The organism is Kitasatospora sp. NPDC096204 (assembly GCF_044763205.1).
Lineage (GTDB): Bacteria > Actinomycetota > Actinomycetes > Streptomycetales > Streptomycetaceae > Kitasatospora.
In genome coordinates this window covers 117,770-141,370 of record NZ_JBIWFT010000008.1, presented here as the reverse complement: position 1 = coordinate 141,370, position 23,601 = coordinate 117,770, and the positions used below count along the sequence as shown (strand labels likewise).

The following is a 23,601-nucleotide window of genomic DNA, read 5'->3' as shown; positions in this document are numbered from 1 at the left end:
AAAATCCTCGCTTCTACCGTCACATGCCTCTGCCCCCGCCGTCGGCGGGGGCAGAGGCATTTTCTGCGCGGGAAGTCGGCTGGGCCGACTTCCCGCGCAACGGTGTGGAAGCTCCAGCGGCGAGGCGAAGCCGAAGCCGCACGGGGGGTGGGGGGTGGGGGGTGGGGGGCCGCTGGGGTACCGGCGGCCTCCCCTCCCTTTCGCCGTGTGGAAGCAAAGAGGCCCGGCACGTTCGGTGTGAACGTGCGGGCCCCTCTTGCCGGAAGGGTCAGCCGACGGAGGAGTAGGCGATGATGCCGCGGCGGAGGCCGTCGACGGCCTTGCGGGCCGTCCTGCGGAGTTCGGCGTCCTCGCCGGCGGCGTCCTGGATCTGGCCGAGGACGTCGATCAGCTGCTTGGTCCAGCGGACGAAGTCGCCCGCCGGCATGTCGGCGTCGCGCAGGACCTGGTCGAGGTTGTGGCCGAGCGCCCAGCGGTAGGCGACCCAGGCGAAGCCCAGGTCGGGCTCGCGCTGGCCGACCCCCTCGGCGGTGTTGATCCGGTGCTGCTCCTCCAGGGCGTCCAGGTGGCCCCAGATCCGGACCATCTTGCCGAGCGCCTCCTTGGCCGCGCCCTCCGGCACCCGGGGGGCGCCGGCGTCGTCGGACTGGCGGGCCTCGTACACCAGCGCCGAGGCGCAGGCGGCGAGTTCGGCGGCGGCCAGGCCGCTCCAGACGCCCTCGCGGATGCACTCGGAGGCGAGCAGGTCGAGTTCGCCGTAGAGCCGGCCGAGCCGCTTGCCGTCGTCGGTGACGGTGTCCCCGCTGAGGTAGCCGAGGTCGGTGAGCAGCGCGCAGACCCGGTCGAAGGTGCGGGCGATGGTGTGGGTGCGCGAGCGCATCCGGCGTTCCAGCAGGTCGGTGTCGCGGTGCAGCCGGTGGTAGCGCTCGGCCCAGCGGGCGTGGTCCTCACGGTCGGAGCAGCCGTGGCAGGGGTGCTGGCGCAGTTCGGTGCGCAGCCGGGTGATCTCCGGATCGTCGGCGGCGGCCGCGCGGCCGCGCCGGAAGCGCTCGGGCTCCAGGTGTCCGGCCTTGGTGCGCAGTGCCGAGGCGAGGTCGCGCCGGGACTGGGGGCTGCGCGGGTTGAAGGACTTGGGGATGCGCAGCCGTTCGATGGCGGCGACCGGGTGCGGGAAGTCGATCATGGCGAGCCGCTTGACCTGCCGCTCGGCGGTGAGCACCACCGGGCGCGGGCCGTCCTGGTAGTCGGGGTGGCGCGGGCCGCCCCGGCCGGAGCGGTTGACCGGCGGCAGGCCCGGGTCGAGGACCAGGGCGAGGCCGGCGAACTTGCCGGTGGGCACGTGGATGACGTCACCGGGCTTCAGCTGCTCGATGGACTCGACGGCGGCCGCGCGGCGCTGGCTGGTGCCCTCGCGGGCCATCTCGTTCTCGCGGTCCTTGAGCCGGCGGCGCAGCTCCATGTACTCGTCGAAGTCGCCGAGGTGGCAGGTCATCGACTCGCGGTAGCCCGCCAGCCCCTCCTCGTTGCGCTGCACCTGGCGGGCGATGCCGACCACCGAGCGGTCCGCCTGGAACTGGGCGAAGGACGTCTCCAGCAGTTCGCGCGAGCGGTGCCGCCCGAACTGGGAGACCAGGTTGACGGCCATGTTGTACGAGGGCCGGAACGAGGACTTCAGCGGGTAGGTGCGGGTGCCGGCCAGGCCGGCCAGCGCCTCCGGGTCGAGGCCGCGCTGCCAGAGGACCACGGCGTGGCCCTCGATGTCGATGCCGCGCCGCCCGGCCCGGCCGGTGAGCTGGGTGTACTCGCCGGGGGTGATGTCGGCGTGGGTCTCGCCGTTCCACTTGACCAGCTTCTCCATGACCACCGAGCGGGCGGGCATGTTGATGCCGAGCGCGAGGGTCTCGGTCGCGAAGACGGCCTTGACCAGGCCCTTCACGAAGAGCTCCTCGACGACCTCCTTGAACCGGGGCAGCATCCCGGCGTGGTGGGCGGCGATGCCGCGCTCCAGCCCGTCCAGCCACTCGAAGTAGCCGAGGACGTGCAGGTCCTCGTCGGGGATGTCGGCGCAGCGCTCCTCGACGACGGCCCGGACCTGGGCGCGCTCGGAGTCCTTGTTGAGCCGCAGCCCGGAGCTGAGGCACTGCTGGACGGCGGCCTCGCAGCCGGCCCGGCTGAAGATGAAGGTGATCGCGGGCAGCAGGCCCTCGGCGTCGAGCCGGTCGATGACGTCCACCCGGCCCGGCGTCCAGACCCGGCCGGGACGGCCGTTGGGCATCGAGCGGCCCCGGCCGCGGCCGAAGCGGTCGCGCGGGTTGCGGTCGAGCTCGGAGCGGGCGAGCCGGACCAGCTCGGGGTTGACGGCCTTGCCGGGGTTCTTCAGGTTGTTCTTGGGGCGGCCGTCCCGGTCGGGGTCGGCGAACAGGTCGTACATCCGGTTGCCGGCCATCACGTGCTGCCACAGCGGCACGGGGCGGGTCTCGGAGACGATCACCTTGGTGCCGCCGCGCACGGTGTCCAGCCAGTCGCCGAACTCCTCCGCGTTGGAGACGGTCGCGGAGAGCGAGACGAGGGTGACCGACTCGGGGAGGTGGATGATGACCTCCTCCCAGACGGCGCCGCGGAAGCGGTCGGCGAGGTAGTGCACCTCGTCCATCACGACGTAGCCGAGCCCGTCGAGGGTGCTGGAGCCCGCGTAGAGCATGTTGCGCAGCACCTCGGTGGTCATGACTACCACGGGTGCGTCGCCGTTGACGCTGTTGTCGCCGGTGAGCAGGCCGACCTTGGCGGCGCCGTAGCGCTTGACCAGGTCCCCGTACTTCTGGTTGGAGAGCGCCTTGATGGGCGTGGTGTAGAAGCACTTGCGGCCCGAGGCCAGGGCCAGGTGCACGGCGAACTCGCCGACGATGGTCTTCCCGGAGCCGGTGGGGGCGGCGACCAGGACGCCGGATCCGGCCTCCAGCGTCTCGCAGGCCTCCAGCTGGAAGTCGTCCAGCGGGAAGTCGTACAGCTGCTGGAAGCCGTACAGGGCGGTGGCCTGCTCCTGGGCCCGGCGACGGCTGGCCGCGTACGCCTCGGCGGGGCTGAGCTCCTGGTCGTCCTGGGGCTCTGGATCGGGGGTGTTCATCGCCGTCCGGGTGTGGTTGGTGTGATCTCGCATCTCAGCGAGAGGTTACCCGGGAGGACTGACATCGATAGCACCGTTTTTCCGTGCGACCGGATCACTCCTCTCCCGGTTCCATGGTCGCAAATGTCTCCGGGTGATCGGGAAGGCGTCGGATTCGAACCGACTAGCCCTTCAGCAGCTCCACCAGCCCGTCCGCCAGCCGCTCGTACTCCCGCGGCCGGTTGTAGAGCTGCGCGCTGACCCGCAGCACCCCTCCGCCCTCCCAGGGGCGGACGGCGATCCGGGCGCCGAGCCGGTGCCACACCTCGGCCATCAGCGCCTTCACCTGCGGCTCGCTCTCGCCGTACCCGGCGGGCAGCCGGACGGTGCTCATCCACACCCCGGGCGTCACGGGCAGCGGGGCCAGGCCGGCCCGCTCGGCCAGCACCCGGCGGCCGTACCCGGCGAGGGCGGCGTTGTGGGCGGCCACCGCCGCGTGGCCGAGTCCGCGCAGCAGCTCGAAGCCGGCCGGGGCGGCCAGCCAGGGCGTGTAGTCGCAGGTGCCGCGCCACTCGACGTTGCCGGGGAAGCCCTTGTCGTGCTCCCAGGACAGCGCCAGCGGGCGGATCCGGGCGGTCCACTCGGGGCGGACGGCGAGCACCCCGGTGGCGCGCGGGGCGAAGGCCCACTTGTGCAGGTTGCCGAACCAGAAGTCGGCGTTCGGGTCGATCGGGGCGGGCAGCATGCCGGGTGCGTGGGCGCCGTCCACCACGGTGGTGACGCCGCGGGCACGCAGGTCGGCGAGCAGCGCCGGGCCGGCCACCAGGCGGGCGGTGGGCGAGCTGAGCTGGTCGAGGATCGCGACGGTGGTGCGGTCGTCCACGGCGGCGAGCACGGCCTCCCGGACGGCCTGTTCGTCCGGGGCGTCCAGGGGGACGGGGGCCACCACGACCTCCGCGCCCGTCTCGGCGGCCTTGCGGGCCGCGGCCCGGGTCACCGCGCCGTAGCCGTGGTCGGTGACCAGGATCCGGTCACCGGGCGCGAAGGGGATGCTGTCGAGGGCGATCGCGACCGCCTCGGTGACGTTGGAGACCAGCGCGAGCCGGTCCGGGTCGGTGGCCAGCTCGGCGGCGAGCAGGCTCCTGGCCGCGGCGATCCGGGCCGGGAGGTCGGCGAAGAAGCCGTCCGGGTCCTGCTCGTGCTCGACGCGCAGGCGTTCCTGCGCCCGCTGCACCGGGACGGGCACGGCCCCGAACGAGCCGTGGTTCAGGTGCGCCGCCCCCGGCGACACGCTGAACAGCCCGTCGGAGGCGGGCAACGGGGCCGGGGGTTCGGCGGTCCGCAGGTCCTCGATCACGGTTTCCTCCGCTGGCTGACGCTGGCTGACACTCACACTGATGTGTGACATTTCACATGACAGACTACTGGTCGGGGCGCGCACCTCGCGACCACCATCGGGCCGTGACCATCACCGACGCCTTCCTTGCCCTCAGCGCCCGTACCGGCCGGTTCACCTTCGGCGCGCCGCGTGCGTACACCTTCGCCGAGGACGGTACCCGGCTGCTGCTGCTCCGCTCCACCGGTCCGGAGGACCCGGTCGACCGCCTCCACCTGCTCGACGCCACCACGGGCGAGGAGCGGCTGGTCGCCGACCCGGCCGCACTGCTGCCCGGCCGCACCGGCCGGCGCGACGACCTGCCCGCCGTCGAGCGCCGGCTGCGCGAGCGCACCCGGCTGGTCGCCGCCGGGATCGGCACGTACGCCGCCACCGCCGACCTCTCCACCGCCGTCTTCACCCTGGACGGCCGGCTGTTCCGCACCGACACCGCAGCCGGCACCAGCGACGAACTCCCGGTCGCCGGGCCCGCGTTCGACCCCCGGCCGGACGCCACCGGGCAGCGCGTCGCCTACGTCGCCGGGGACGCCCTGTTCGTCACCCCCGCCCTCGAACCGCTCTCCCCCGCCGACGGCGCCCGCTGGGGCGTCGCCGAGTTCGCCGCCGCCGAGGAGCTCGGCCGCCACCGGGGCCACTGGTGGCGGCCGGACGGCCGCGCGCTGCTGGCCGCCCGGGTCGACGAATCCGCCGTCCCCCGGCGGTACTTCGCCGACCCGGCGAACCCCGGCAAGGCACCCGAGGACTTCGCCTACCCGCAGGCCGGCGGCCCCAACGCGGACGTCCAGCTCTGGGTGCTCGGCCTCGACGGCACCCGGGTCCGACTGCACTGGGACGCCGAGGAGTTCCCGTACGTCTGCGCCGCCTCCTGGGCCTCCGACGGGGAGGTGCTGCTCACCGTCGCCGACCGCCTGCAGCAGAACGTGCTGCTGCTGAGCGCCGACCCGGAGACCGGCAGGACCGACGAACTCTCCCGCACCACCGACGAGTTCTGGGTGGACGACCTGCCCGGCACCCCCGCCCGGCTGGCCGACGGCCGGCTGCTCACCGTCCACGACACCCCGCAGGCCCGCGGCCTCGCGCTGGACGGCAAGCCGCTGGACACCACCGGCCTGCAGATCCGCCGGGTCGTCGGCCGGCTGCGCGGCCGACTGCTCTGCGAGACCGGCGAGGGCGACCCCTTCGACCAGTACGTCCACCTGATCGACCCGGACGGCGGCGCACCCGAGCCGCTCACCTCCGGCCCCGGCCTGCACTCGGCGCTCGCCGCCGCCGACACCCTGCTGCTCACCTCGGCCGACGCCGGCGGCGTCCGGCGCGTCGTCAGCCTCGACGGCCACGAGCTGGCGCTCACCGACCTCAGCGCGCCGCTGCCCCACCGGGTGGAGCCGCAGCGCTCCCGGGTCACCGAACGCGCCCTGCCCGCCGCCGTGGTGTACCCGCGCGACCACGTCCCCGGCCGGCGGCTGCCCGTCCTGCTGGACGTCTACGGCGGGCCCGGCTACCAGGCGGTGGCCAACGAGCCGCGCCGCTGGCAGCTCAAGCAGTGGTGGGCCGACCAGGGCTTCGCGGTGGTCACCGTCGACAACGGCGGCACCCCGTTCGTCTCCCCGGACTTCTCCCGCACCATCTTCCGGCGGATGTCCCAGGTGGCGCTGGACGACCAGGTCGACGCCTTGCACGCGCTCGCCGAGCAGCACCCGGACCTCGACCTCGGCCGGGTCGGCGTGCGCGGCTGGTCGTACGGCGGCTACTTCGCGGCGCTCGCCGTACTGCGCCGCCCGGATGTCTTCCACGCCGCCTGCGCGGGCGCCCCGCCCACCGACTTCCGGCTCTACGACACCGCGTACACCGAGCGCTACCTCGGCCTGCCGCAGGAGAACCCGGAGGGCTACGCCGACGACTGCCTGCTCCCCGACGCGCCCGGCCTGAGCAGGCCGCTGCTGCTGATCCACGGGCTGGCCGACGACAACGTCCACCCCTCGCACACCCTGCTGCTCTCCCAGGCGCTCACCCGGGCCGGCCGCCCGCACAACGTGCTGCCGCTGCCCGGCGCCACCCACATGACCCCGGGCGGGCTGCTGGAGCAGCTGGCCCAGGCCGAACTCGCCTTCCTGCGAGCCTCCTTGGGCTGATCCACCACGGCGCCGGGGCCGCCGACCGACGGTCCGGCAGTCGAAGGGCGCCGCACCTCCGGGTGCGGCGCCCTTCCGCTTGCCGCACACCTCTTTCACGTAACCCGTGACATGTGAAATATTACCTGCGCTTCACCCACCGATGACCGAGGCACCCCCATCCCCCGGAAAGGACCGGTCAGTTGCGCAGACTGTCCGCGGCCCTCGCCGCCGCACTCACCACGAGTGCGATAGCGGCCACCCTGCTGGGCACCCCCGCCCAGGCCGCACCCCCGACCCCCGCCACCCTCGCCGCCGCGTCCGCCGACGCCCAGCAGGGCGCCGAGGCCCCGCCGGCTCCGCTCGCGCCCCAGGAGCGCGAGCGCCAGGCGCTGCGCGGCAAGGCCCTGGAGCAGCTCAACAAGGGCACCGTCGCCAAGGCCGCCGGCAAGCGGGCCCCGGCGAAGGTGAAGGTGGGCAACGACTACGTCCAGCTCGCGCACCAGCGCACGGACAAGGTCTTCGTGATCCTCGCCCAGTTCGGCGACCAGGTGGACGGCACCACCCAGTGGAACGGCCAGCCGCGCTACGGCGGCACCCCCGGCCCGCGCCACAACCAGATCCCCAAGCCGGGCCAGGACGACAACCACACCCTGTGGTCGGCGGACTTCGACCGCGCGTACTACCAGAAGATGTTCTTCGACGACACGCCCGGCGCGGTGTCGATGCGCAACTACTACCGCACCCAGTCCTCCGGCCGGTACGACGTCGAGGGCACCGTCAGCGACTGGGTCACCGTCCCGTACAACGAGGCCCGCTACGGCAGCAACAAGGGCCCGCAGGGCTCCGGCGCCTGGACCCAGGGCCAGGAGTTCATCCGGGACGCCGTCAAGGCCTGGTACGACGGCGAGATCGCCAAGGGCCGCTCCGCCGCCGACATCAAGGCGCAGCTCGCCCAGTACGACGTCTACGACCGCTACGACCACGACAAGGACGGCGAGTTCGCCCAGCCGGACGGCTACCTGGACAACGTCGTGGTGGTGCACGCGGGCGTGGACGAGACCTGGGGCGGCGGCGCCCAGGGCGCCGACGCGCTGTGGGCGCACCGCAGCTGGACCTTCCCGGACGCGACCGGGCAGACCGGCCCGGAGGGCAACAGGATCGGCGGCGCCCCCGTCGGCGACACCGGCCTGTACGTCTACGACTACGTCCAGGCGGGCGAGAACAGCGGCGTCGGCCTGTTCGCCCACGAGTACGGCCACAACCTCGGCCTGCCCGACCTGTACCCCACCAGCGGCGGCGACAACAGCGTCAACTTCTGGTCGCTGATGTCCTCCGGCTCCTACCTGGGCAAGGGCCCGAACACCACCGGCGGCTACCCCGGCGACCTCGACGCCTGGAGCAAGCTGCAGTTCGGCTGGCTCGACTACGACGAGGCGCAGGCCGCCACCCGCTCCACCCACGCCCTCGGGGTGAGCAGCTACAACACCGACCAGGCCCAGGCGGTCCTCGTCCACCTGCCGGACGGCACCACCAGCACCGACCTCGCCGACCCGTACGAGGGCGGCCGGCAGTGGTGGAGCGACACCGGCGACAACCTCGACAACTCCCTCGCCCGGGACGTCGACCTGCGCACCGCCGCCGGCCCGGCCGCCCTGGACGCGGCGGTCTGGTACGACACCGAGCAGGACTACGACTTCCTGACCGTCGAGGCCTCCACCGACCAGGGCAAGCACTGGACCGCCCTCGGCGGCACCGTGGACGGCGCCCCGATCGGCAACACCAGCGCCAACACCCCCGGGCTGAGCGGCAGTTCCGGCGGCTACAAGCAGCTGCACATCCCGCTGGACGGCTACCTCGGGCAGCAGGTGCGGCTGCGCTTCCACGTCACCTCGGACAGCAACACCCACGGCCGGGGCGTGCTGGTGGACGCCGTGAAGGCCACCGCCGGCGCCGCCGTGCTGTTCGCCGACGGCGCCGAGAACGGCACCGGCGGCTGGACGGCCGGCGGCTTCACGGTCATCACCGGCCGCACCGCCGTCAAGCAGCACCCGCGCGCGTACCTCGCCGAGAACCGCCGCTACACCGGCTACGGGGCGTTCCTGAAGACCGGCCCGTACAACTTCGGCTACGGCGGCGTCGCGGGCAAGGCCAACGTGGTGGACAACTACCCGTACCAGGAGGGCGTCCTGGTCTGGCTGTGGGACACCTCGTACGGTGACAACAACACCAAGGACCACCCCGGCGGCGGGCTGATCCTGCCGGTCGACGCCCACCCGGCGCCGGTCCGCTTCGCCGACGGCAGCCTGGTCAACGGGCGGGCGCAGACGTACGACGCGCCCTTCTCGCTCAAGCCGACCACGCCGTTCACCCTGCACAAGGGCGGCGTCGCGGTGCGCGTCCCGGCGAAGCCGGCCGTGCCGGTGTTCAACGACCACACCGGGGTGTACGGCGACCCGGCGACGCCGCAGCTGACGGTGAAGGTGCCGGACACCAACACCAAGATCGAGGTCGTCCGGGAGTCCCAGGGCGGGAAGATCACCACCGTCCGGGTCGGCCCGGCCTCCTGACCCGCGCAACCGTGTGAAAGCGGCCCCGGATCCCCCCGACGAAAGGGATCCGGGGCCGGTCCGTGTCCTCACCTCCCCAGGCTGCGGGCGGTGCGGGCCGCGGTCGCCACCCCGAGGACGGTGATCGCGGCTGTCCCGAAGGTCATGTACCGAGCCGAGTCGACCGGGGTGTCGCCGCCCAGGTTGACCAGCGTGCCGGCCAGCGCCGAGGTCACCGAGAAGGCGATCAGCTGGGTGGTGTTGATCGCCGCGGCCGCCTTGCCGCCCTCGGCCGGGTCGCTACTGCTGCGCATCGCGGCCACGCTCAGGTGCGGGAAGGCCAGCCCGATCCCGGTACCGGCGCCGAACAGCGCCACCGCCCACAGCAGGACCCGCGGCCCGGAGGCGTGCCCGGTCTGCGACAGCCCGTAGACCAGCAGACCGGCGACCAGCACCAGCGGCGCGGTGCGGATCGCCAGCGCCCGGCCGCGGGCCGACTCGATGCCGACGCTGAACAGCTGGGCGGTGGTCCAGCCGGCCGAGGTCGTGGCGCCGAGGAACCCGGCCACCAGCGGGGAGAGCCCGCCCAGCTCCTGGCCGAACAGCGGGATGAAGTTCTCCGTCACCACGCCCGCGCAGAGCACCGCGACGGTCAGGTAGAGCCACTTCAGCGGGTTGCCGGCCCGATAGGTCTGCTGCGGCAGCACCGTCACCGCCGCGCGCCGCTCGACCGCGACGAAGCCCGCCAGCAGCGCCAGTCCGGCGAGCAGGCAGAACGCCGTCGGCCAGCCGCTCGGCACGGTCGAGCTGACGCTGAAGACGGCCGCCGCCAGGGTGAGCAGCAGCAGCGAGGGCAGCGGCACCGGGCCGCCGCCGTGCCCCGCCCCGGAGCGCCCGGGCAGCACCCGGCGGGCCAGCACCGCCAGCACCAGCGCGGCGGCCAGCAGCAGGACGTACGCCCCGCGCCAGACGCCGAGCTGGGCGAAGAGTCCGCCCAGCGACGGGCCGACCAGGGTGCCGACGCCCCACATCGCGGAGACCAGCCCGGCCGCGCGGGTCCACAGCCGCTCCGGCAGGGCGCTGCGGATCACGGCGTAGCCGAGCCCGGCGACCAGGCCGCCGCCGAGGCCCTGCACCACCCGGCCGGCGATCAGCGCCGCCATCGACGGGCTGAGCGCGTTGACCACCGCGCCGGCGCCGAAGACCAGGAAGCCCAGCACGTAGGCCCGGGCGGCGCCGAGCCGGTCCAGCAGCCGGCTGACCAGCATCGAGGCGATGACGGCGGCCGTCAGGAAGCCGGTGGCCACCCAGGCGTAGTACCGCTCGCCGCCGATGTCGGCCACGATCGAGGGCATCAGGGCGGCGGTGAAGTAGAGGTTCATCGCGTACAGCGCGACGCCGCCGGCCAGGATCGAGGCGGGGGCGGCGTAGCGGCGGGAGAAGAGTTCGCGCCACCCACCGGTGGCTCCCGCGGACGGCGACTCCGTAGGGTAACTTCCCAGCTCTGGCCGGGTCGTGTCGTTCTTGGCGGCAACTGATTCGGTCACGTCCGGTACGCTAGGACTTCAACAAAACTTGAAGTCAAGACCGACCGCCGAGGAGCCGCCATGACCACCGCACCGGTCGATCTGCTGAGCGTCGGCGAGGTGGCCCGGCGGGCCGGGATCGCCACCTCGGCGGTGCGCTTCTACGAGGACCAGGGGCTGATCTCCTCCGAGCGCACGGCGGGCAACCAGCGCCGCTACCGGCGGCACGTGCTGCGCCGGATCTCGCTCATCCTGGTCGCCAAACGGCTCGGCATCCCGCTCTCCGAGGTCGCCGAGGTGTTCACCGGACTGCCCGAGGACCGGATGCCCGGCAAGCACGACTGGGAGCGGATCTCCCGGCGCTGGACCGAGCAGCTGCGCGCCCGCCGGGCCGAGCTGGAACGGCTGGAGGAGGAACTGACCGGCTGCATCGGCTGCGGCTGCGTGTCGCTGCGCCGCTGCCGGGTGCTCAACCCGGGGGACGAGCTGGCCGCCGAGGGGCCGGGCCCGCGCCGGCTGCTGCCTGGGGACGGCCTGCTGCCTGTCGAGGACTGAGACCAAAGGGCTGGGACGGGAGAGGCCCGGGACGGGAGAGGCCCGGGACGGGAGAGGCCCGGGACGGGAGAGGCCCGGGACGGGAGAGGCCCGGGACGGGAGAGGCCCGGGACGGAAAGGGTGGAGCCCGGTCGGACGCGGCCCTCGCAGGGTTCCCCGCCGCGTCCGACCGGGGGTCATGGGTGCCCCGGGCCGTGTCCCGCGGATCCGGGCCGGGGCCGACGGGATCCGCGGGACACGCCTCAGGCCTCCGGGAAGTGGCAGGCCGCCTGCCGCTCGCCGGCCCCGGCGATCCTCAGCAGCGGCCGCTCGGTCCGGCACAGGTCCTGGGCCTTCGGGCAGCGCGGGTGGAAGGTGCAGCCGGGCGGCGGGTCGGCCGGGCTCGGCGGGTCGCCGAGCAGCACGATCCGCTCCCTGGTCCGCTCCGCCTCCGGGTCGGGCAGCGGGACGGCGGACAGCAGCGCCCTGGTGTACGGGTGCGCGGGGTTGTCGTACACCTCGGCCTTGTCGCCGATCTCCACGATCCGGCCCAGGTACATCACCGCGACCCGGTCGCAGACCCGCTTGACCACCGAGAGGTCGTGGGCGATGAACACGTACGCCAGCCCCAGCTCCTTCTGGAGCCGCTCCATCAGGTTGACCACCTGGGCCTGGATGGAGACGTCCAGCGCGGAGACCGGCTCGTCGGCGATCACCAGCCGCGGCGAGGTGGCCAGCGAGCGGGCGATGCCGATGCGCTGGGCCTGGCCTCCGGAGAACTCGTGCGGGTAGCGGTCCAGGTGCTCGGGGATCAGCCCGACCAGCTCCATCAGCTCGGCGGCCCGCTTGCGCGCGGCCGTCGCGCTCTCGCCCTGGACCAGCAGCGGCTCGGAGATGATCCGGGCCACCGTCTGCCGGGGGTTGAGCGAGGAGTACGGGTCCTGGAAGACCATCTGGAGGTCGCGCCGGTGCGGCCGCAGCCGCGCCTGGGAGAGCCCGCCGATCTCGGTGCCGTCGAAGGTGACGGTGCCCGAGGTCGGGTCGAGCAGCCGGACGATCATCCGCCCGGTGGTGGACTTGCCGCAGCCGGACTCGCCGACCAGGCCGAGCGTCTCGCCCGCGCCGACGTCGAAGCTCACTCCATCCACCGCCCGGACCGGCGCACCGGGCCGCCCGGTGCGCCCGCGCCGGCCGGGAAAGGTCTTCACCAGGTCCCGTACCGAGAGCAACGGCTGAGTCATCGCGACACCCCTTCCGGCACCAGCGGCAGGTGGCAGGCGGCCTGGTGGCCGGGGGCGAACAGGCCGAGCAGGGGGCGCTCGGCCAGGCAGCGGGCATGCTCCTCGGCGGACGCGGCGGTGGTGCGGGCGCAGCGCGGGGCGAAGGAGCAGCCGGGGGCGGGGGCGATCAGCGACGGCGGGCTGCCGGGGATGGCCCGCAGCGGGGCGTCGTCGGTGTCGTCCAGGCGCGGCAGCGAGTCCAGCAGGCCGCGCGTGTACGGATGCGCGGGCTGCGCGAACAGCCGGTCCACCGGGGCCTGTTCGGCGGCCCGGCCGCCGTACATGACCAGGACCTCGTGGGCGACCCGGGCGACCACGCCGAGGTCGTGGGTGATCATCACGACGCCGAGGCCGCGCTCCTGCTGGATCCGGGCGATCAGGTCGAGGATCTGCGCCTGGACGGTGACGTCGAGCGCCGTGGTGGGCTCGTCGGCGATCAGCAGCTCGGGCTCGCAGGCGAGCGCCATGGCGATCATGACGCGCTGGCGCATGCCGCCGGAGAACTGGTGCGGGTACTCGTCGACCCGGCGGGCCGGCTCCGGGATGCCGACCTCGGCCAGCATCTCCACCGCCTTGGCCCGCCCGGCCTTGCGGTTGGCCTTGAAGTGCACCCGGTAGTGCTCGGCGATCTGCTCCCCGACGGTGTAGAAGGGGTGCAGGCTGGACAGCGGGTCCTGGAAGATCATCGCGATCCGGCGGCCCCGGACGGTGCCCAGCTCCCGCTCCCCCAGACCGTTCAGCTCCTGCCCGTTCAGCCGGATCGAGCCGCTGACGGCGGCGCCGCGGTGCAGGCCCATGACGGCGAGCGAGGTGACGGACTTCCCGCTGCCCGACTCGCCGACCAGCCCGAGGGTGCGCCCGGCCTCGACGGTGAAGGAGATCCCGTCCACCGCGCGGACGGTGCCGCGCGGGGTGTCGAAGGCGACCTTGAGGTCCTCGACCTCCAACAGCTCGGCCATCAGTACCTCACTCTCGGGTCGACGAACGCGTACAGCAGGTCGACCAGCAGGTTCGCCGCGACGATGAAGAAGGCCGCGAGCAGGGTGACGCCGAGGATGACGGGCTGGTCGGATCGGGCCAGGCCGTCGTAGAAGAGCCGGCCGACGCCGGGCAGGCCGAAGATCGACTCGGTGATGACCGCCCCGGCCAGCAGCCCGCCGAGGTCCATCCCGAAGATGGTCAGGATCGGCGTCATCCCGGAGCGCAGTCCGTGCTTGACGGTGACCGTCCGCGACGGCAGGCCCTTGGCCCGGGCGGTGCGGATGTACGGCTCGGCCATCGTCTCGATCATCGAGTTGCGGCTCTGCCTGGCGTACATCGCCGCGTACAGCAGGGCCAGCGCGATCCACGGCAGCAGCAGGTTGGAGCCCCATTCGAAGGGGTTCTCGGTGAACTTGTGGTACGAGGGGTAGGGCAGCACGCCGGCCGTCCTGACCAGGCCCCAGATCAGCATGATCGAGGTGAAGTAGACCGGCAGCGAGGCGGTGCCGACGGAGAGCACCATCAGCGCCTTGTCGATCGGCCGGCCCTTGCGCAGCGCCGAGGTGACGCCCGCGCCGAGGCCGAGGACCAGCCAGAGCACGGCCGCGCCGAGGGCCAGCGAGATGGAGACCGGCAGCCGGTCGGTGAGCAGGTCCCAGACCGGCAGCCCGTATTCGTAGGAGTAGCCGAGGCAGGGGAAGCCGCAGTGCACCGCGCTGGGGCCGGAGCCGTAGTCGCGGCCGGCGAAGATGCCGCCGAGGTAGGCGAGGAACTGGTCCCAGACCGGCTTGTCCAGGCCCATCGCCGCCTTGACGTCCGCGAGCCGCTCGGGGCTGCAGGTCTTGCCGCAGGCGGCCGCGGCAGGGTCGTTGGGCAGCAGGTAGAAGATGGTGAAGGTGATGGCGCAGATGGCGAGCAGGATGCCCGCCACGCCGAGCAGCCGGCGGCCGAGGTAGAGGATCACGACCGGCCTCCCCGGGGGTCGAGGATGTCGCGCAGCGCGTCCCCGAGCAGGGTGAACGCGAGCACGGCGACGAACAGGAAGGCGGTCGGGATCAGGAAGTAAGTCGGGTCGGTCTCGTAGTGCACGATGCTCTCGGCGATCATCTGGCCCCAGGACGCGGTCGGCGGGCGGACTCCCACGCCGAGGTAGCTGAGCGCGGCCTCGGTCGCGATCATGCCGGGGACGAGCAGGGTGGTGTAGGCGATGATCGGGCCGGAGACGTTCGGCAGGATCTCCCGGGTGAGGATCCGCCAGGAGCGCGCCCCGCCGACCTTCGCGGCCTCGACGTACTCGCGGTGCTTGAGCGAGAGGGTCTGGCCGCGCACCACCCGGGCGATGCCGGGCCAGGTGAACAGACCGATCACGAGGGTGATCAGCAGGATCCGGTTGACGTCCTTGGCCACCGACATCATCGCGATCATGAAGATCAGCGAGGGGAAGGACATCGTGAGGTCCATCAGCCGGGACAGCAGGGTGTCGACGCGCCCGCCGAAGTAGCCCGCCGCGATGCCTGCCAGGGTGCCGACGACCACGACGACGGCCGTCGCGGTGAAGGCGATCAGCAGGGAGACCTGCCCGCCGTGCAACACCCGGGCGAACAGGTCGCGGCCGCTGCCCGGCTCGACGCCCAGCCAGTGCCGGGCGCTGATGCCGCCGAAGTCGCCCCGGGGCACGCCGCCCAGGTACGGGTCGACGGCGCGCTTGTCGAACTCCTCGGGGGTCCAGCCGCCGAGCGCGCTGAGCGGTCCGGCCAGCGCCGTGATCAGGATCAGCACGCCGACGGTGATCAGCCCGAACCGGGCCGAGCCCTTGGCCCACAGCTGGTCCCAGACCAGCCGCCAGGGCCCGCGCCCGGCGCTCTTCTTGGCGCCCCCCGCCGTGGCGTCGGCCACGGCGGCGGGCTCAGTGGTGGTACTCATCGCTGCCGGCCCCTCACTTGCCCTTGGCGGGGTCCTTGAGGCCGATGGCACCCAGGTCGAGCATTCCGGCGTAGCCCTGGTTGCCGAAGGCGCCGGCCACGTTGGTGCCGACCAGCAGCGGGCGGCGCTGCCAGATCAGCGGGACGGCCGGGGCCTTCTTCGCCAGGTCCTGGTCCAGCTGCTGCCAGGCCTTGTTGGCCTCGTTGACGTCCGTCATGGCCGCGATCTGGTCCATCCGGTCCATCGTGGCCTGGTCCTTGAACTGGCTCAGGTTGCCCTGGTTGCCCTTCTCCTTGATGGTGCGGCCGTCGAACTGGAACGGCAGGAAGGTCGCACCGGAGGGGTAGTCGGGACACCAGCCGCTGATGGTCAGGTCGGGGGCGTTCTTGATGTCGCCGACGGTGTCCTGGAAGGCGGACGGGTCGGTGGTGTTGATGGTGACCTGGACGCCGGCCTTGGACAGCGACTGCTGGATCGCCTCGGCACGGCTCTTGTCGCCGAGCGAGACGGTGAGCGAGACCTTGAGGTCGCTCTTGCCCGCCTCCTGGAGCAGCTTCTTGGCCTTCTCCGGGTCACCGGCCACCGGGACCTTCAGCGGGTCGGACTTGACGCCGCCGGTCAGCGAGGGCGGCAGGTAGGAGGTCGCCACGTCGGCCATCGCCGGGCCGCCGAAGGCCGTCACCTGCCCCTCGCGGTCGACCGCCCACATCATCGCCTCGCGCACCTTCGGGTCGTCGAAGGGGGCCTTGGCGGTGTTCATGTACAGCATGTCGGTGCAGCCGGTGACCTCGGCGGCCATGCGGGCCTTGACGTCCGGCTTGGGCAGCACCTTGGCGACGGTCTCGTGCGCCATCCACGGCATGTTGATCGCGTTGGCGTCGGCGCCGTCGCTGGCGATGATCCGGTCGTCGGCCTGGCCGCCCTTGATGCCCTCGGTGACCACGACCTTGTCCGGGTAGGCCTTGCGGACGGTGTCGGTGGCCGGGTCCCAGTTGGTGTTGCGGACCAGCACCAGCTGCTTGCCGCGGTCGTAGGTCTCGATCTTGTACGGACCGGAGGAGAACGGCCGGGCGTCGTACTGGGTGCCCTTCTCCTGGGACTGCGGCACCGGGGAGAAGGTCGGCAGCGAGACGGTGGAGGAGAACTCGGCGACCGGGCGCTTCAGGTGGAAGACGATCGTCTTGTCGTCCGGGGTCTCGATGCTGGCCAGGTGCTCGCCGCCCAGCGGGCCCTTGTAGCTCTCGCCGCCGGCCAGGTACTGGATCGCGTAGTCGGGGCCGCCGGTGAGGTCCGGGGAGAAGGAGCGCTCGACGTTGTACTTGATGTCGGCGGACTTGATCGGCGAGCCGTCCTCGTACTTGAGGCCGTCCTTGAGGGTGAAGGTCCACACCTTGCCGCCCTCGGAGGACTTGCCGAGGTCGGTGGCGAGGTCCGGGACGATCTCACTGCCCGCCGGGCCCGGCTCGGCCTTGAAGGTGGTCAGGGTGCGGTAGATCAGCCGGGTGCCGAAGTCCATGTGCGGCACCACCCAGCTGCGGGCCGGGTCGAGGTGGGCGAAGTCCTGGTTGGTCAGGACGGTCAGGGTGCCGCCCTTGACGGGGGTGCCGCCGATGACCGAGCCGGACGCGGCGCCCGGGCCCTTGCTGTCGGAGGGGGCGGCGTCGGCGCCGCTGTCGCTCTTGTCGTTGGAGCAGGCCCCGAGGCCGAGGGTGAGGGTCGCCGCGAGGGCCGCCGCGAGGGCGGCGTGGGTGCGCCTGGTCATGTGCAACTCCGCTGTGGGGGGCCCGATCCGCGATCTGGCCGGCTGCGCTGTGTGACCCGTAACATAGTAATGTGAAATTGCACTGCACAAGAGGTGACGCCCTCCGTTACCGAGCTGTGTCCGTGCCCGCATCTCCCCAGCCCCGTCTAGGAGTTCACCGGTGACCTTCCCCACGACCGGCCTCAACACCGGGAGCCACGACCTCCCGGTCTCCCCCGCGCTCGCCTCGTTCATGGCCACCAGCTGGTCCGCCACCCCCCTCCCCGCCGACCGGCGCGTCCCCGGCTACGACCGCTTCCCCGGCCGCCGCACCCGGCTCTCCGCCGCCTTCCCCGGCGAGCGGCTGATCGTCCCGGCCGGCCGGCTCAAGGTCCGCTGCAACGACCTCGACTACCGCTTCCGCCCGCACAGCGCGTACGTCTGGCTCACCGGCCTCACCGGCGAGGACCAGGCCGACCACGTCCTCGTCCTCGAACCGGCCGGCCCCGAGGGCCACGAGCCGATCCTCTACCTGCGCCCGCGCTCCCCCCGCTCCGGCGGCGAGTTCTACCGCGACCGCCGCTACGGCGAGTTCTGGGTCGGCTCCCGGCCCGACCTCGCCGAGGCGGCCCGGCTCACCGGGGTGCGCACCGAACACCTCGACGACCTCGGCAAGCTGCTCACCGGCCCCCAGCCGCCCACCCGAGTGCTGGCCGGCACCGACCCGCTGGTCGACGAGGCCACCGGACGGCCGGACGACGGACTCCGCGACGGCGAACTGGCCGCCGTCCTCTCCGAGTTGCGCCTGGTCAAGGACGCCTGGGAGATCGGCCAGCTGCAACTGGCCGTCGACCACACCACCACCGGCTTCGAGGACGTCGTCCGCGCCCTGCCCACCGCCCTGCGCCACCACCGCGGCGAACGCTGGATCGAGGGCGTCTTCGACCTGCGCGCCCGCGCCGAGGGCAACGGCACCTCGTACACCACCATCGCCGCCTCCGGCGCCCACGCCTGCGTGCTGCACTGGATCCGCAACGACGGCGCCCTCGACCCGAACTCCCTGCTGCTGCTGGACGCGGGCGTCGAGACCGACACCCTCTACGCCGCCGACATCACCCGCACCCTCCCGCTCAGCGGCACCTTCACCCCGGTCCAGCGCCAGGCCTACGACCTCGTCCTCGCCGCCCAGAGCGCCGGCATCGCCGCCCTGCGCCCGGGAGCGCGGTTCCGCGACTTCCACCGCGCCGCCATGCGCGTCATCGCCGAAGGCCTCGCCGACTGGGGCGTCCTGCCCGTCTCCGCCGAGGAGGCCCTCGCCGAGGACAACGGCCTCTACCGCCGCTACACCCTCTGCGGCAGCGGCCACATGCTCGGCCTCGACTACCACGACTGCGCCAAGTCCCGCGCCGACCGCTACCTGGACGGCACCCTGGAGGAGGGCATGGTCCTCACCGTCGAACCCGGCCTCTACCTCCAGCCCGACGACGAGACCCTCCCCGCCGAACTCCGCGGCCTCGGCATCCGCATCGAGGACGACCTGGTCATCACCGCCGACGGCGCGCACCTGATGTCCGGCGCCCTCCCCCGCACCGCCGACGCCGTCGAGTCCTGGATGGCCGACCTGCTGAGCTGAGGACTATCCCCGCGCCGCGCGCCACAGCTCGGTGACGATCGCCTCCGCGGGGCCGGTGCGGGCGAGGAGGTGGGCCGTGCCGGCCCAGAGGTGCATCGCGGCGGTGTCGCCGCGGCGGGCGGCGGCGGCGCGGATGGGGGTGGTGAGGCGGTTGACCTCGGGATAGGCGGGCGGGGCGTAGGGGCCGTAGCGGTCGATGAAGGCGTTGCGCAGACCGCGGGCGGGACGGCCGGTGAAGGCCCGGGTGACGGCCGTCTCCGGGAGTTCGACGAGCGCGGCCCGGTGGGCGGCCGGGGCACCGGACTCGTCGGAGCGCAGCAGCGCCGTACCCAGTTGCACCGCCACCGCCCCCGCCCGCAGGGCCGCCGCGACGGCCGGACCGTCACCGAGCCCGCCCGCGGCGACCAGCGGCAGCGCCGTCACCTCCCGTACGGCGGGCAGCAGTCGGAGCAGCGGCAGGTCCCCCGGCACGTCCGCCACCCGGTGGGTGCCCCGGTGGCCGCCCGCCTCCGGGCCCTGCACGCACAGCACGTCCATCCCGACGGCCTCCGCCGCCCGCGCCTCCTGCGGCGTGGTGACGGTGCCGACCTGGGTCGTCCCGACCGCCCGCAGCGCCGCCGCCTCCTCGGCCGTCGGCAGCCCGAAGGTGTACGAGACCACCGGCACCGGGTCCGCGACCAGCGCGGCGAGCTTGGCCTCCCAGTCGTCCCGGTCCGGCTCGGCCTCCTCCGGCAGCGTCACGTCCCACCGCTCGGCCTCGGGCCGCAGCCGCTCCCGGTAGGCGGCGACGGCCGCCCGGTCCCCGGGCGGGCCCGGCACGAAGAGGTTCACCCCGAACGGCCGGTCGCCGGCCTTCCGTACCGCGGCGATCTGTTCGGACATCCCGGCGGCGCTCTTCATCCCGGCGGCCAGGAATCCCAGCCCGCCGGCCCGGTTCACCGCCGCCACCAGCTCGGGCGTCGAGGGCCCGCCCGCCATCGGGGCGGCGATCACGGGGACGGCGAGGTCATGGATACCGACGGCCATCGGGTCTCCTCACACTGCGGGCGGGCACGGACCGCTCCCACCCTACGCTCAGCGGATCAGCCCCCGCCGGCGCGCCTCGCGCACCGCCGCCGTACGCGAGTCCACCCCCAACTTGGTGTAGATGTGCACCAGATGGGACTTCACCGTGGCCTGGCTCAGGTGCAGCCGCTGGCTGATCCCCTGGTTGGCCAGCCCGTCCGCGACCAGCCCCAGCACCTCGGTCTCTCGGGCGCTGAGCGCCGCCGCCGGCGTCCGCATCCGCTCCAGCAGCCGGTCCGCGACGCTGGGCGCCAGCGCGCTGCGCCCGGCCGCGGCGGCCCGTACGGCCTGGGCCAGCTCCTCCGGCGGCGCGTCCTTCAGCAGGTAGCCGGTGGCGCCGGCCTCCAGGGCCGGCAGGGTGTCCGCGTCGGTGTCGTACGTGGTGACCACCAGGACCCGGGGCGCGCCCGGCCTGGCGGTGATCGCCGCGGTGGCCTGCGCCCCGTTCATCGCCGACCCCGGCCCGAACTGGAGGTCCATCAGCACCACGTCCACGCCCGGCTCCGCGGCCAGCTCGACGGCCCGCTCGGCGGTGGCCGCCTCCGCGACGATGGCGAAGTCCGGCTCGGACTCCAGCACCGCCCGCAGTCCGGCCCGCACCACCGGGTGGTCGTCCGCGATGAGCAGCCCGATCACGAGGCGGCCTCCGCGGTGACCGGCAGCTGCACCGCCACGGCCGTGCCCTCGCCGGGCACCGACTCCACCGTGAAGCTGCCGCCGAGCGCCCGCGCCCGGGCCCGCATCGAGGGCAGCCCGAAGCCGCCCTCCTCACTGGTGCGGCCCGCGACCGCCGCCGGATCGAAACCGGCCCCGTCGTCGACCACGTCCAACGCCACCTCGCCCTCCATGTAGCTGAGTGTCACCTCGGCGCGGGTCGCCTCCGCGTGCCGGACGGTGTTGCCGAGCGCCGACTGCGCGATCCGCAGCAGCGCGACCTCCTGTGCGGCCGGCAGCCGGACCGGGTCGCCGGAGACGTGCAGGTGGACGGGCAGCGTGCCGTGCGCCGTCGTCGTCGCGCACAGCCGCTCCAGCGCGACCGGCAGCGGATCGCCGTCCAGCGCGGGCGGGGTGAGCGCCCGGACGAACCTGCGGGCCTCGTCCAGGTTGTCCTGCGCGGCCTGGCGCGCCTGCTCGACGTACCCGGCGGCGGCCTCGGTGCGCTCCGGCAGGGCCCGCTGGGCGGCCCGCAGCAGCAGCTGGATGGAGCTGAGGCTCTGCGCGAGGGTGTCGTGGATCTCCCGGGCGAGCCGCTCGCGCTCGGCCAGCACCCCGGCCGCGTGGTGCGCGGCGGCGGCGTCGGCGCGGGCGGCGGTGAGGTCGTCGATCAGCCGGCGCCGCTCCTCGCTCTCCCGGTACAGCGCCTGGTAGCCGAGCACGGTCGCGGTGGCGACGGCCGCGCCGAGCGCGGGCCCGATCGTGGCGGCGAAGCTGAAGCTGTGCTGGTGCCAGGACCACGCGGCGATCGACGCGGCGGCGGTCAGCCCGACGGCGACCAGCCCGCCGCGCCGCCCGAGCAGGTGCAGCTCCAGGAAGTACAGCGGGAAGGCCAGCCAGACCCCGTCCTGGGTGGCGATCAGCACACCCGCCCAGGTGACGCCGAGCAGCACCAGCCAGAGCGCGGCGGCCCGGCGCGACCGGCGCACGGCGGCCAGCTGCGGCCCGACGGTGTAGACGGCCGCCATCGCGGTGGCCGCCGCGGCGACGGCCGCGGGATCGCCGCCCCGGTCGACGAAGACGGCCCGGGTGACGGCGAGCAGGAGCAGGCCCGCCACGAGCAGGTGCAGGCAGACCTGGAGGACGCGGGCGACGGGGGTGGTTCTGGATCGTTCGGTCGCCATCCGTCCAGCCTAAGTCGGCACCATCGGTCCGGCATCAATCAAAAGGTTGAACTCGGCGTCTTCCCTTTGATGCCCAGGATGCAATCCCCGGCGCGATGCCCCGAGGCCCCGCCGTCCGGGACGGTGGAAGGGTCGAAAACACCCGCGCAGAGGAAGGCCCAACGTGTTCGTCGCCTGGAGGGACCTGAGGTTCGCCAAGGGGCGGTTCGCCCTGATGGGGACCGTCATCGTGCTGATCACCGTCCTGGTCGGCCTGCTGTCCGGGCTGACCGCCGGGCTCGGCCGGCAGAACATCTCCGCCATCACCGGCCTGCCCGCCGACCACCTGGTCTTCGGCAAGCCCGCCGACGGGCAGAAACTCTCCTTCACCGACTCCCAGGTCACCCCCGAACAGTGGCAGGCCTGGGCCCGCGAGCCCGGCGTCACCTCCGCCCAGCCGCTCGGCATCACCACCACCAAGGCCGCCGCCGGGCAGCGCACCGCCGCACTGTCCGCCTTCGGCGTCCCGGAGGGCTCCGGCCTCGCCCCGCAGGGCGGCCGGATCGCCGCCGGCCAGGCCGTGCTGTCCAAGACCGCCGCGGAGAACCTGGGCGGCCTCACCGCCGGCGCCGGGTTCACCCTGGCCGGGCACCCGCTGCGGGTCGCCGCCGTCGAGGGCGACGCCGCGTACAGCCACACCCCGGTGATCTGGACCAGCCTCACCGACTGGCAGCAGTTCGCCCCCGGCGGCGCCGGCCACGCCACCGTCATCGCGCTCGACACGGCGAAGGGCGCCGACCTGGCCACCGCCGACGCCCGCCACGGCACCGAGACCCACACCCGCGACGACGCCCTCGCCGCGATCGGCTCCTACACCTCGGAGAACGGCTCCCTCCAGCTGATGCGCGGCTTCCTGTTCGCCATCTCCGCCCTGGTGATCGGCGCGTTCTTCACCGTCTGGACGATCCAGCGCAGCGGCGACATCGCCGTCCTCAAGGCCCTCGGCGCCTCCACCCGCTACCTGCTGCGCGACGCCCTCGGCCAGGCCGTCCTGCTGCTGGTGCTCGGCACCCTGCTGGGCACCGCGATCGCCTCCGGCTTCGGCGCGCTGATCGGCTCCGCCGTCCCCTTCGTGCTGGACGCCCCGACCGTCCTGCTGCCCGCCGGCGTCATGATCGCCCTCGGCGCGATCGGCGCGGCCCTGTCCATCCGCCGGATCACCTCCGTCGACCCGCTGACCGCCCTGGGGAGCGCCCGATGAGCCTCGTACTCGACCGCATCACCCTGACCTACCCGGACGGCGACGGCCGGCTGACCGCCCTCGACGAGGTCTCGCTGACCGTCCCCAAGGGCTCGCTCACCGCCGTCGTCGGCCCCTCCGGCTCCGGCAAGTCCAGCCTGCTGGCGGTGGCCGCCACCCTGATCAGCCCGGACTCCGGGCAGGTCGTCATCGACGGCACCGACACCACGGGCCTCAGCCGGGCGGACCTCACCGCGCTGCGCCGCAGCAGGATCGGCATCGTCTTCCAGCAGGCCAACCTGCTGCCCTCGCTCACCGCCGCGGAGCAGCTGCAGGTGATGGCCCACCTCGACGGCCGCTCCCCGCGCAGCGCCCTGCCCCGCGCCCTGGAACTCCTGGACGCCGTCGGCCTGCGCGACCAGGCCGCCCGCCGCCCCCACCAGCTCTCCGGCGGCCAGCGCCAGCGGGTCAACATCGCCCGCGCGCTGATGAACGACCCCACGGTGCTCCTGGTGGACGAACCCACCAGCGCCCTCGACCACGAACGCGGCGCCGCCGTCCTCGACCTGATTACCGACCTCACCCACCGCCGGGCCACCGCCACCGTCCTGGTCACCCACGACCGCACCCACCTGACGGCCGTCGACCAGATCGCCGAGGTCCACGACGGCAGGCTGACCCTGCCCGCGGCGGCGGTCTGAC

Annotated in this window: 17 protein-coding genes; 6 read left to right on the top strand and 11 right to left on the bottom strand. The window is 73.4% G+C overall.

From position 1 onward, the window contains the following. Positions 1-268: 268 nt before the first annotated feature. Together ACIQ87_RS11345 and ACIQ87_RS11340 are read right to left on the bottom strand one after the other, a co-directional pair. Positions 269-3,124, bottom strand: coding sequence for a DEAD/DEAH box helicase (locus ACIQ87_RS11345; RefSeq protein ID WP_402405142.1), 2,856 nt, complete (start codon positions 3,122-3,124; stop codon positions 269-271). Between the two features lie 163 nt (positions 3,125-3,287). Continuing rightward, positions 3,288-4,460, bottom strand: a complete 1,173-nt coding sequence (locus tag ACIQ87_RS11340; protein ID WP_402404933.1) for an aminotransferase class V-fold PLP-dependent enzyme — start codon at positions 4,458-4,460, stop codon at positions 3,288-3,290. 104 nt (positions 4,461-4,564) lie between these two features. On the opposite strand from ACIQ87_RS11340, the gene ACIQ87_RS11335 reads away from it, so the two are divergent. Continuing rightward, positions 4,565-6,631 carry a prolyl oligopeptidase family serine peptidase gene (locus ACIQ87_RS11335; RefSeq protein ID WP_402404930.1) on the top strand — a complete coding sequence of 689 codons (2,067 nt, stop codon included), beginning with the start codon at positions 4,565-4,567 and terminating at the stop codon, positions 6,629-6,631. 182 nt (positions 6,632-6,813) lie between these two features. Beyond that, a complete protein-coding gene (locus tag ACIQ87_RS11330) occupies positions 6,814-9,180 on the top strand; it encodes an immune inhibitor A domain-containing protein (RefSeq protein ID WP_402404927.1) in 2,367 nt (788 codons plus the stop codon). Between the two features lie 68 nt (positions 9,181-9,248). Here the strand turns inward: ACIQ87_RS11330 and ACIQ87_RS11325 are convergent, their stop codons facing one another. Then, the gene (locus tag ACIQ87_RS11325; protein WP_402404925.1) at positions 9,249-10,706 is read right to left on the bottom strand and encodes an MFS transporter; all 1,458 of its coding nucleotides are present in this window, start codon (positions 10,704-10,706) and stop codon (positions 9,249-9,251) included. 60 nt (positions 10,707-10,766) lie between these two features. Between ACIQ87_RS11325 and soxR the strand changes: the two genes are divergently transcribed. Continuing rightward, complete coding sequence (gene soxR, locus ACIQ87_RS11320) at positions 10,767-11,240, top strand: redox-sensitive transcriptional activator SoxR (RefSeq protein ID WP_402404923.1); 474 nt, start codon at positions 10,767-10,769, stop codon at positions 11,238-11,240. Positions 11,241-11,482: 242 nt separating this feature from the next. Here soxR and ACIQ87_RS11315 read toward each other — a convergent pair whose 3' ends face one another. From ACIQ87_RS11315 to ACIQ87_RS11295, 5 genes are read right to left on the bottom strand one after another with little or no spacing between them, the layout of a single operon-like run. Beyond that, on the bottom strand, positions 11,483-12,460 hold the full coding sequence (locus tag ACIQ87_RS11315) for an ABC transporter ATP-binding protein (protein WP_402404920.1): 978 nt from the start codon (positions 12,458-12,460) through the stop codon (positions 11,483-11,485). After that, positions 12,457-13,458: an ABC transporter ATP-binding protein gene (locus ACIQ87_RS11310; RefSeq protein ID WP_402404917.1), complete on the bottom strand. Its 1,002-nt coding sequence runs from the start codon at positions 13,456-13,458 to the stop codon at positions 12,457-12,459. Before ACIQ87_RS11310 ends, ACIQ87_RS11315 begins: the two co-directional genes overlap by 4 nt. Beyond that, positions 13,458-14,444, bottom strand: coding sequence for an ABC transporter permease (locus ACIQ87_RS11305; RefSeq protein WP_402404914.1), 987 nt, complete (start codon positions 14,442-14,444; stop codon positions 13,458-13,460). Before ACIQ87_RS11305 ends, ACIQ87_RS11310 begins: the two co-directional genes overlap by 1 nt. After that, entirely contained in the window at positions 14,441-15,403 is a 963-nt protein-coding gene (locus ACIQ87_RS11300) for an ABC transporter permease (RefSeq protein ID WP_402404911.1), read from the bottom strand. The genes ACIQ87_RS11305 and ACIQ87_RS11300 overlap by 4 nt, the downstream gene beginning before the upstream one ends. Before the next feature lie 13 nt (positions 15,404-15,416). Next, positions 15,417-17,165 carry an ABC transporter substrate-binding protein gene (locus ACIQ87_RS11295; protein ID WP_402404909.1) on the bottom strand — a complete coding sequence of 583 codons (1,749 nt, stop codon included), beginning with the start codon at positions 17,163-17,165 and terminating at the stop codon, positions 15,417-15,419. 160 nt (positions 17,166-17,325) lie between these two features. Here ACIQ87_RS11295 and ACIQ87_RS11290 point away from each other — a divergent pair, with 160 nt between their 5' ends. Next, positions 17,326-18,777 carry an aminopeptidase P family protein gene (locus ACIQ87_RS11290; RefSeq protein ID WP_402404906.1) on the top strand — a complete coding sequence of 484 codons (1,452 nt, stop codon included), beginning with the start codon at positions 17,326-17,328 and terminating at the stop codon, positions 18,775-18,777. 3 nt (positions 18,778-18,780) lie between these two features. Here the strand turns inward: ACIQ87_RS11290 and ACIQ87_RS11285 are convergent, their stop codons facing one another. Genes ACIQ87_RS11285 through ACIQ87_RS11275 form a run of 3 tightly spaced genes read right to left on the bottom strand, consistent with a single transcriptional unit; the run spans position 18,781 to position 21,680 of the window. Next, complete coding sequence (locus tag ACIQ87_RS11285; RefSeq protein WP_402404903.1) at positions 18,781-19,803, bottom strand: nitronate monooxygenase; 1,023 nt, start codon at positions 19,801-19,803, stop codon at positions 18,781-18,783. Between the two features lie 48 nt (positions 19,804-19,851). After that, positions 19,852-20,478 (bottom strand): response regulator, encoded by a 627-nt coding sequence (locus tag ACIQ87_RS11280; protein WP_402404900.1) that lies wholly within the window; start codon positions 20,476-20,478, stop codon positions 19,852-19,854. Then, positions 20,475-21,680: a sensor histidine kinase gene (locus ACIQ87_RS11275; protein ID WP_402404898.1), complete on the bottom strand. Its 1,206-nt coding sequence runs from the start codon at positions 21,678-21,680 to the stop codon at positions 20,475-20,477. Before ACIQ87_RS11275 ends, ACIQ87_RS11280 begins: the two co-directional genes overlap by 4 nt. A 163-nt stretch (positions 21,681-21,843) precedes the next feature. Here ACIQ87_RS11275 and ACIQ87_RS11270 point away from each other — a divergent pair, with 163 nt between their 5' ends. Together ACIQ87_RS11270 and ACIQ87_RS11265 are read left to right on the top strand one after the other, a co-directional pair. After that, positions 21,844-22,920: an ABC transporter permease gene (locus ACIQ87_RS11270; protein WP_402404895.1), complete on the top strand. Its 1,077-nt coding sequence runs from the start codon at positions 21,844-21,846 to the stop codon at positions 22,918-22,920. Further along, on the top strand, positions 22,917-23,600 hold the full coding sequence (locus ACIQ87_RS11265) for an ABC transporter ATP-binding protein (protein WP_402404892.1): 684 nt from the start codon (positions 22,917-22,919) through the stop codon (positions 23,598-23,600). The genes ACIQ87_RS11270 and ACIQ87_RS11265 overlap by 4 nt, the downstream gene beginning before the upstream one ends. Position 23,601: the final 1 nt, after the last annotated feature.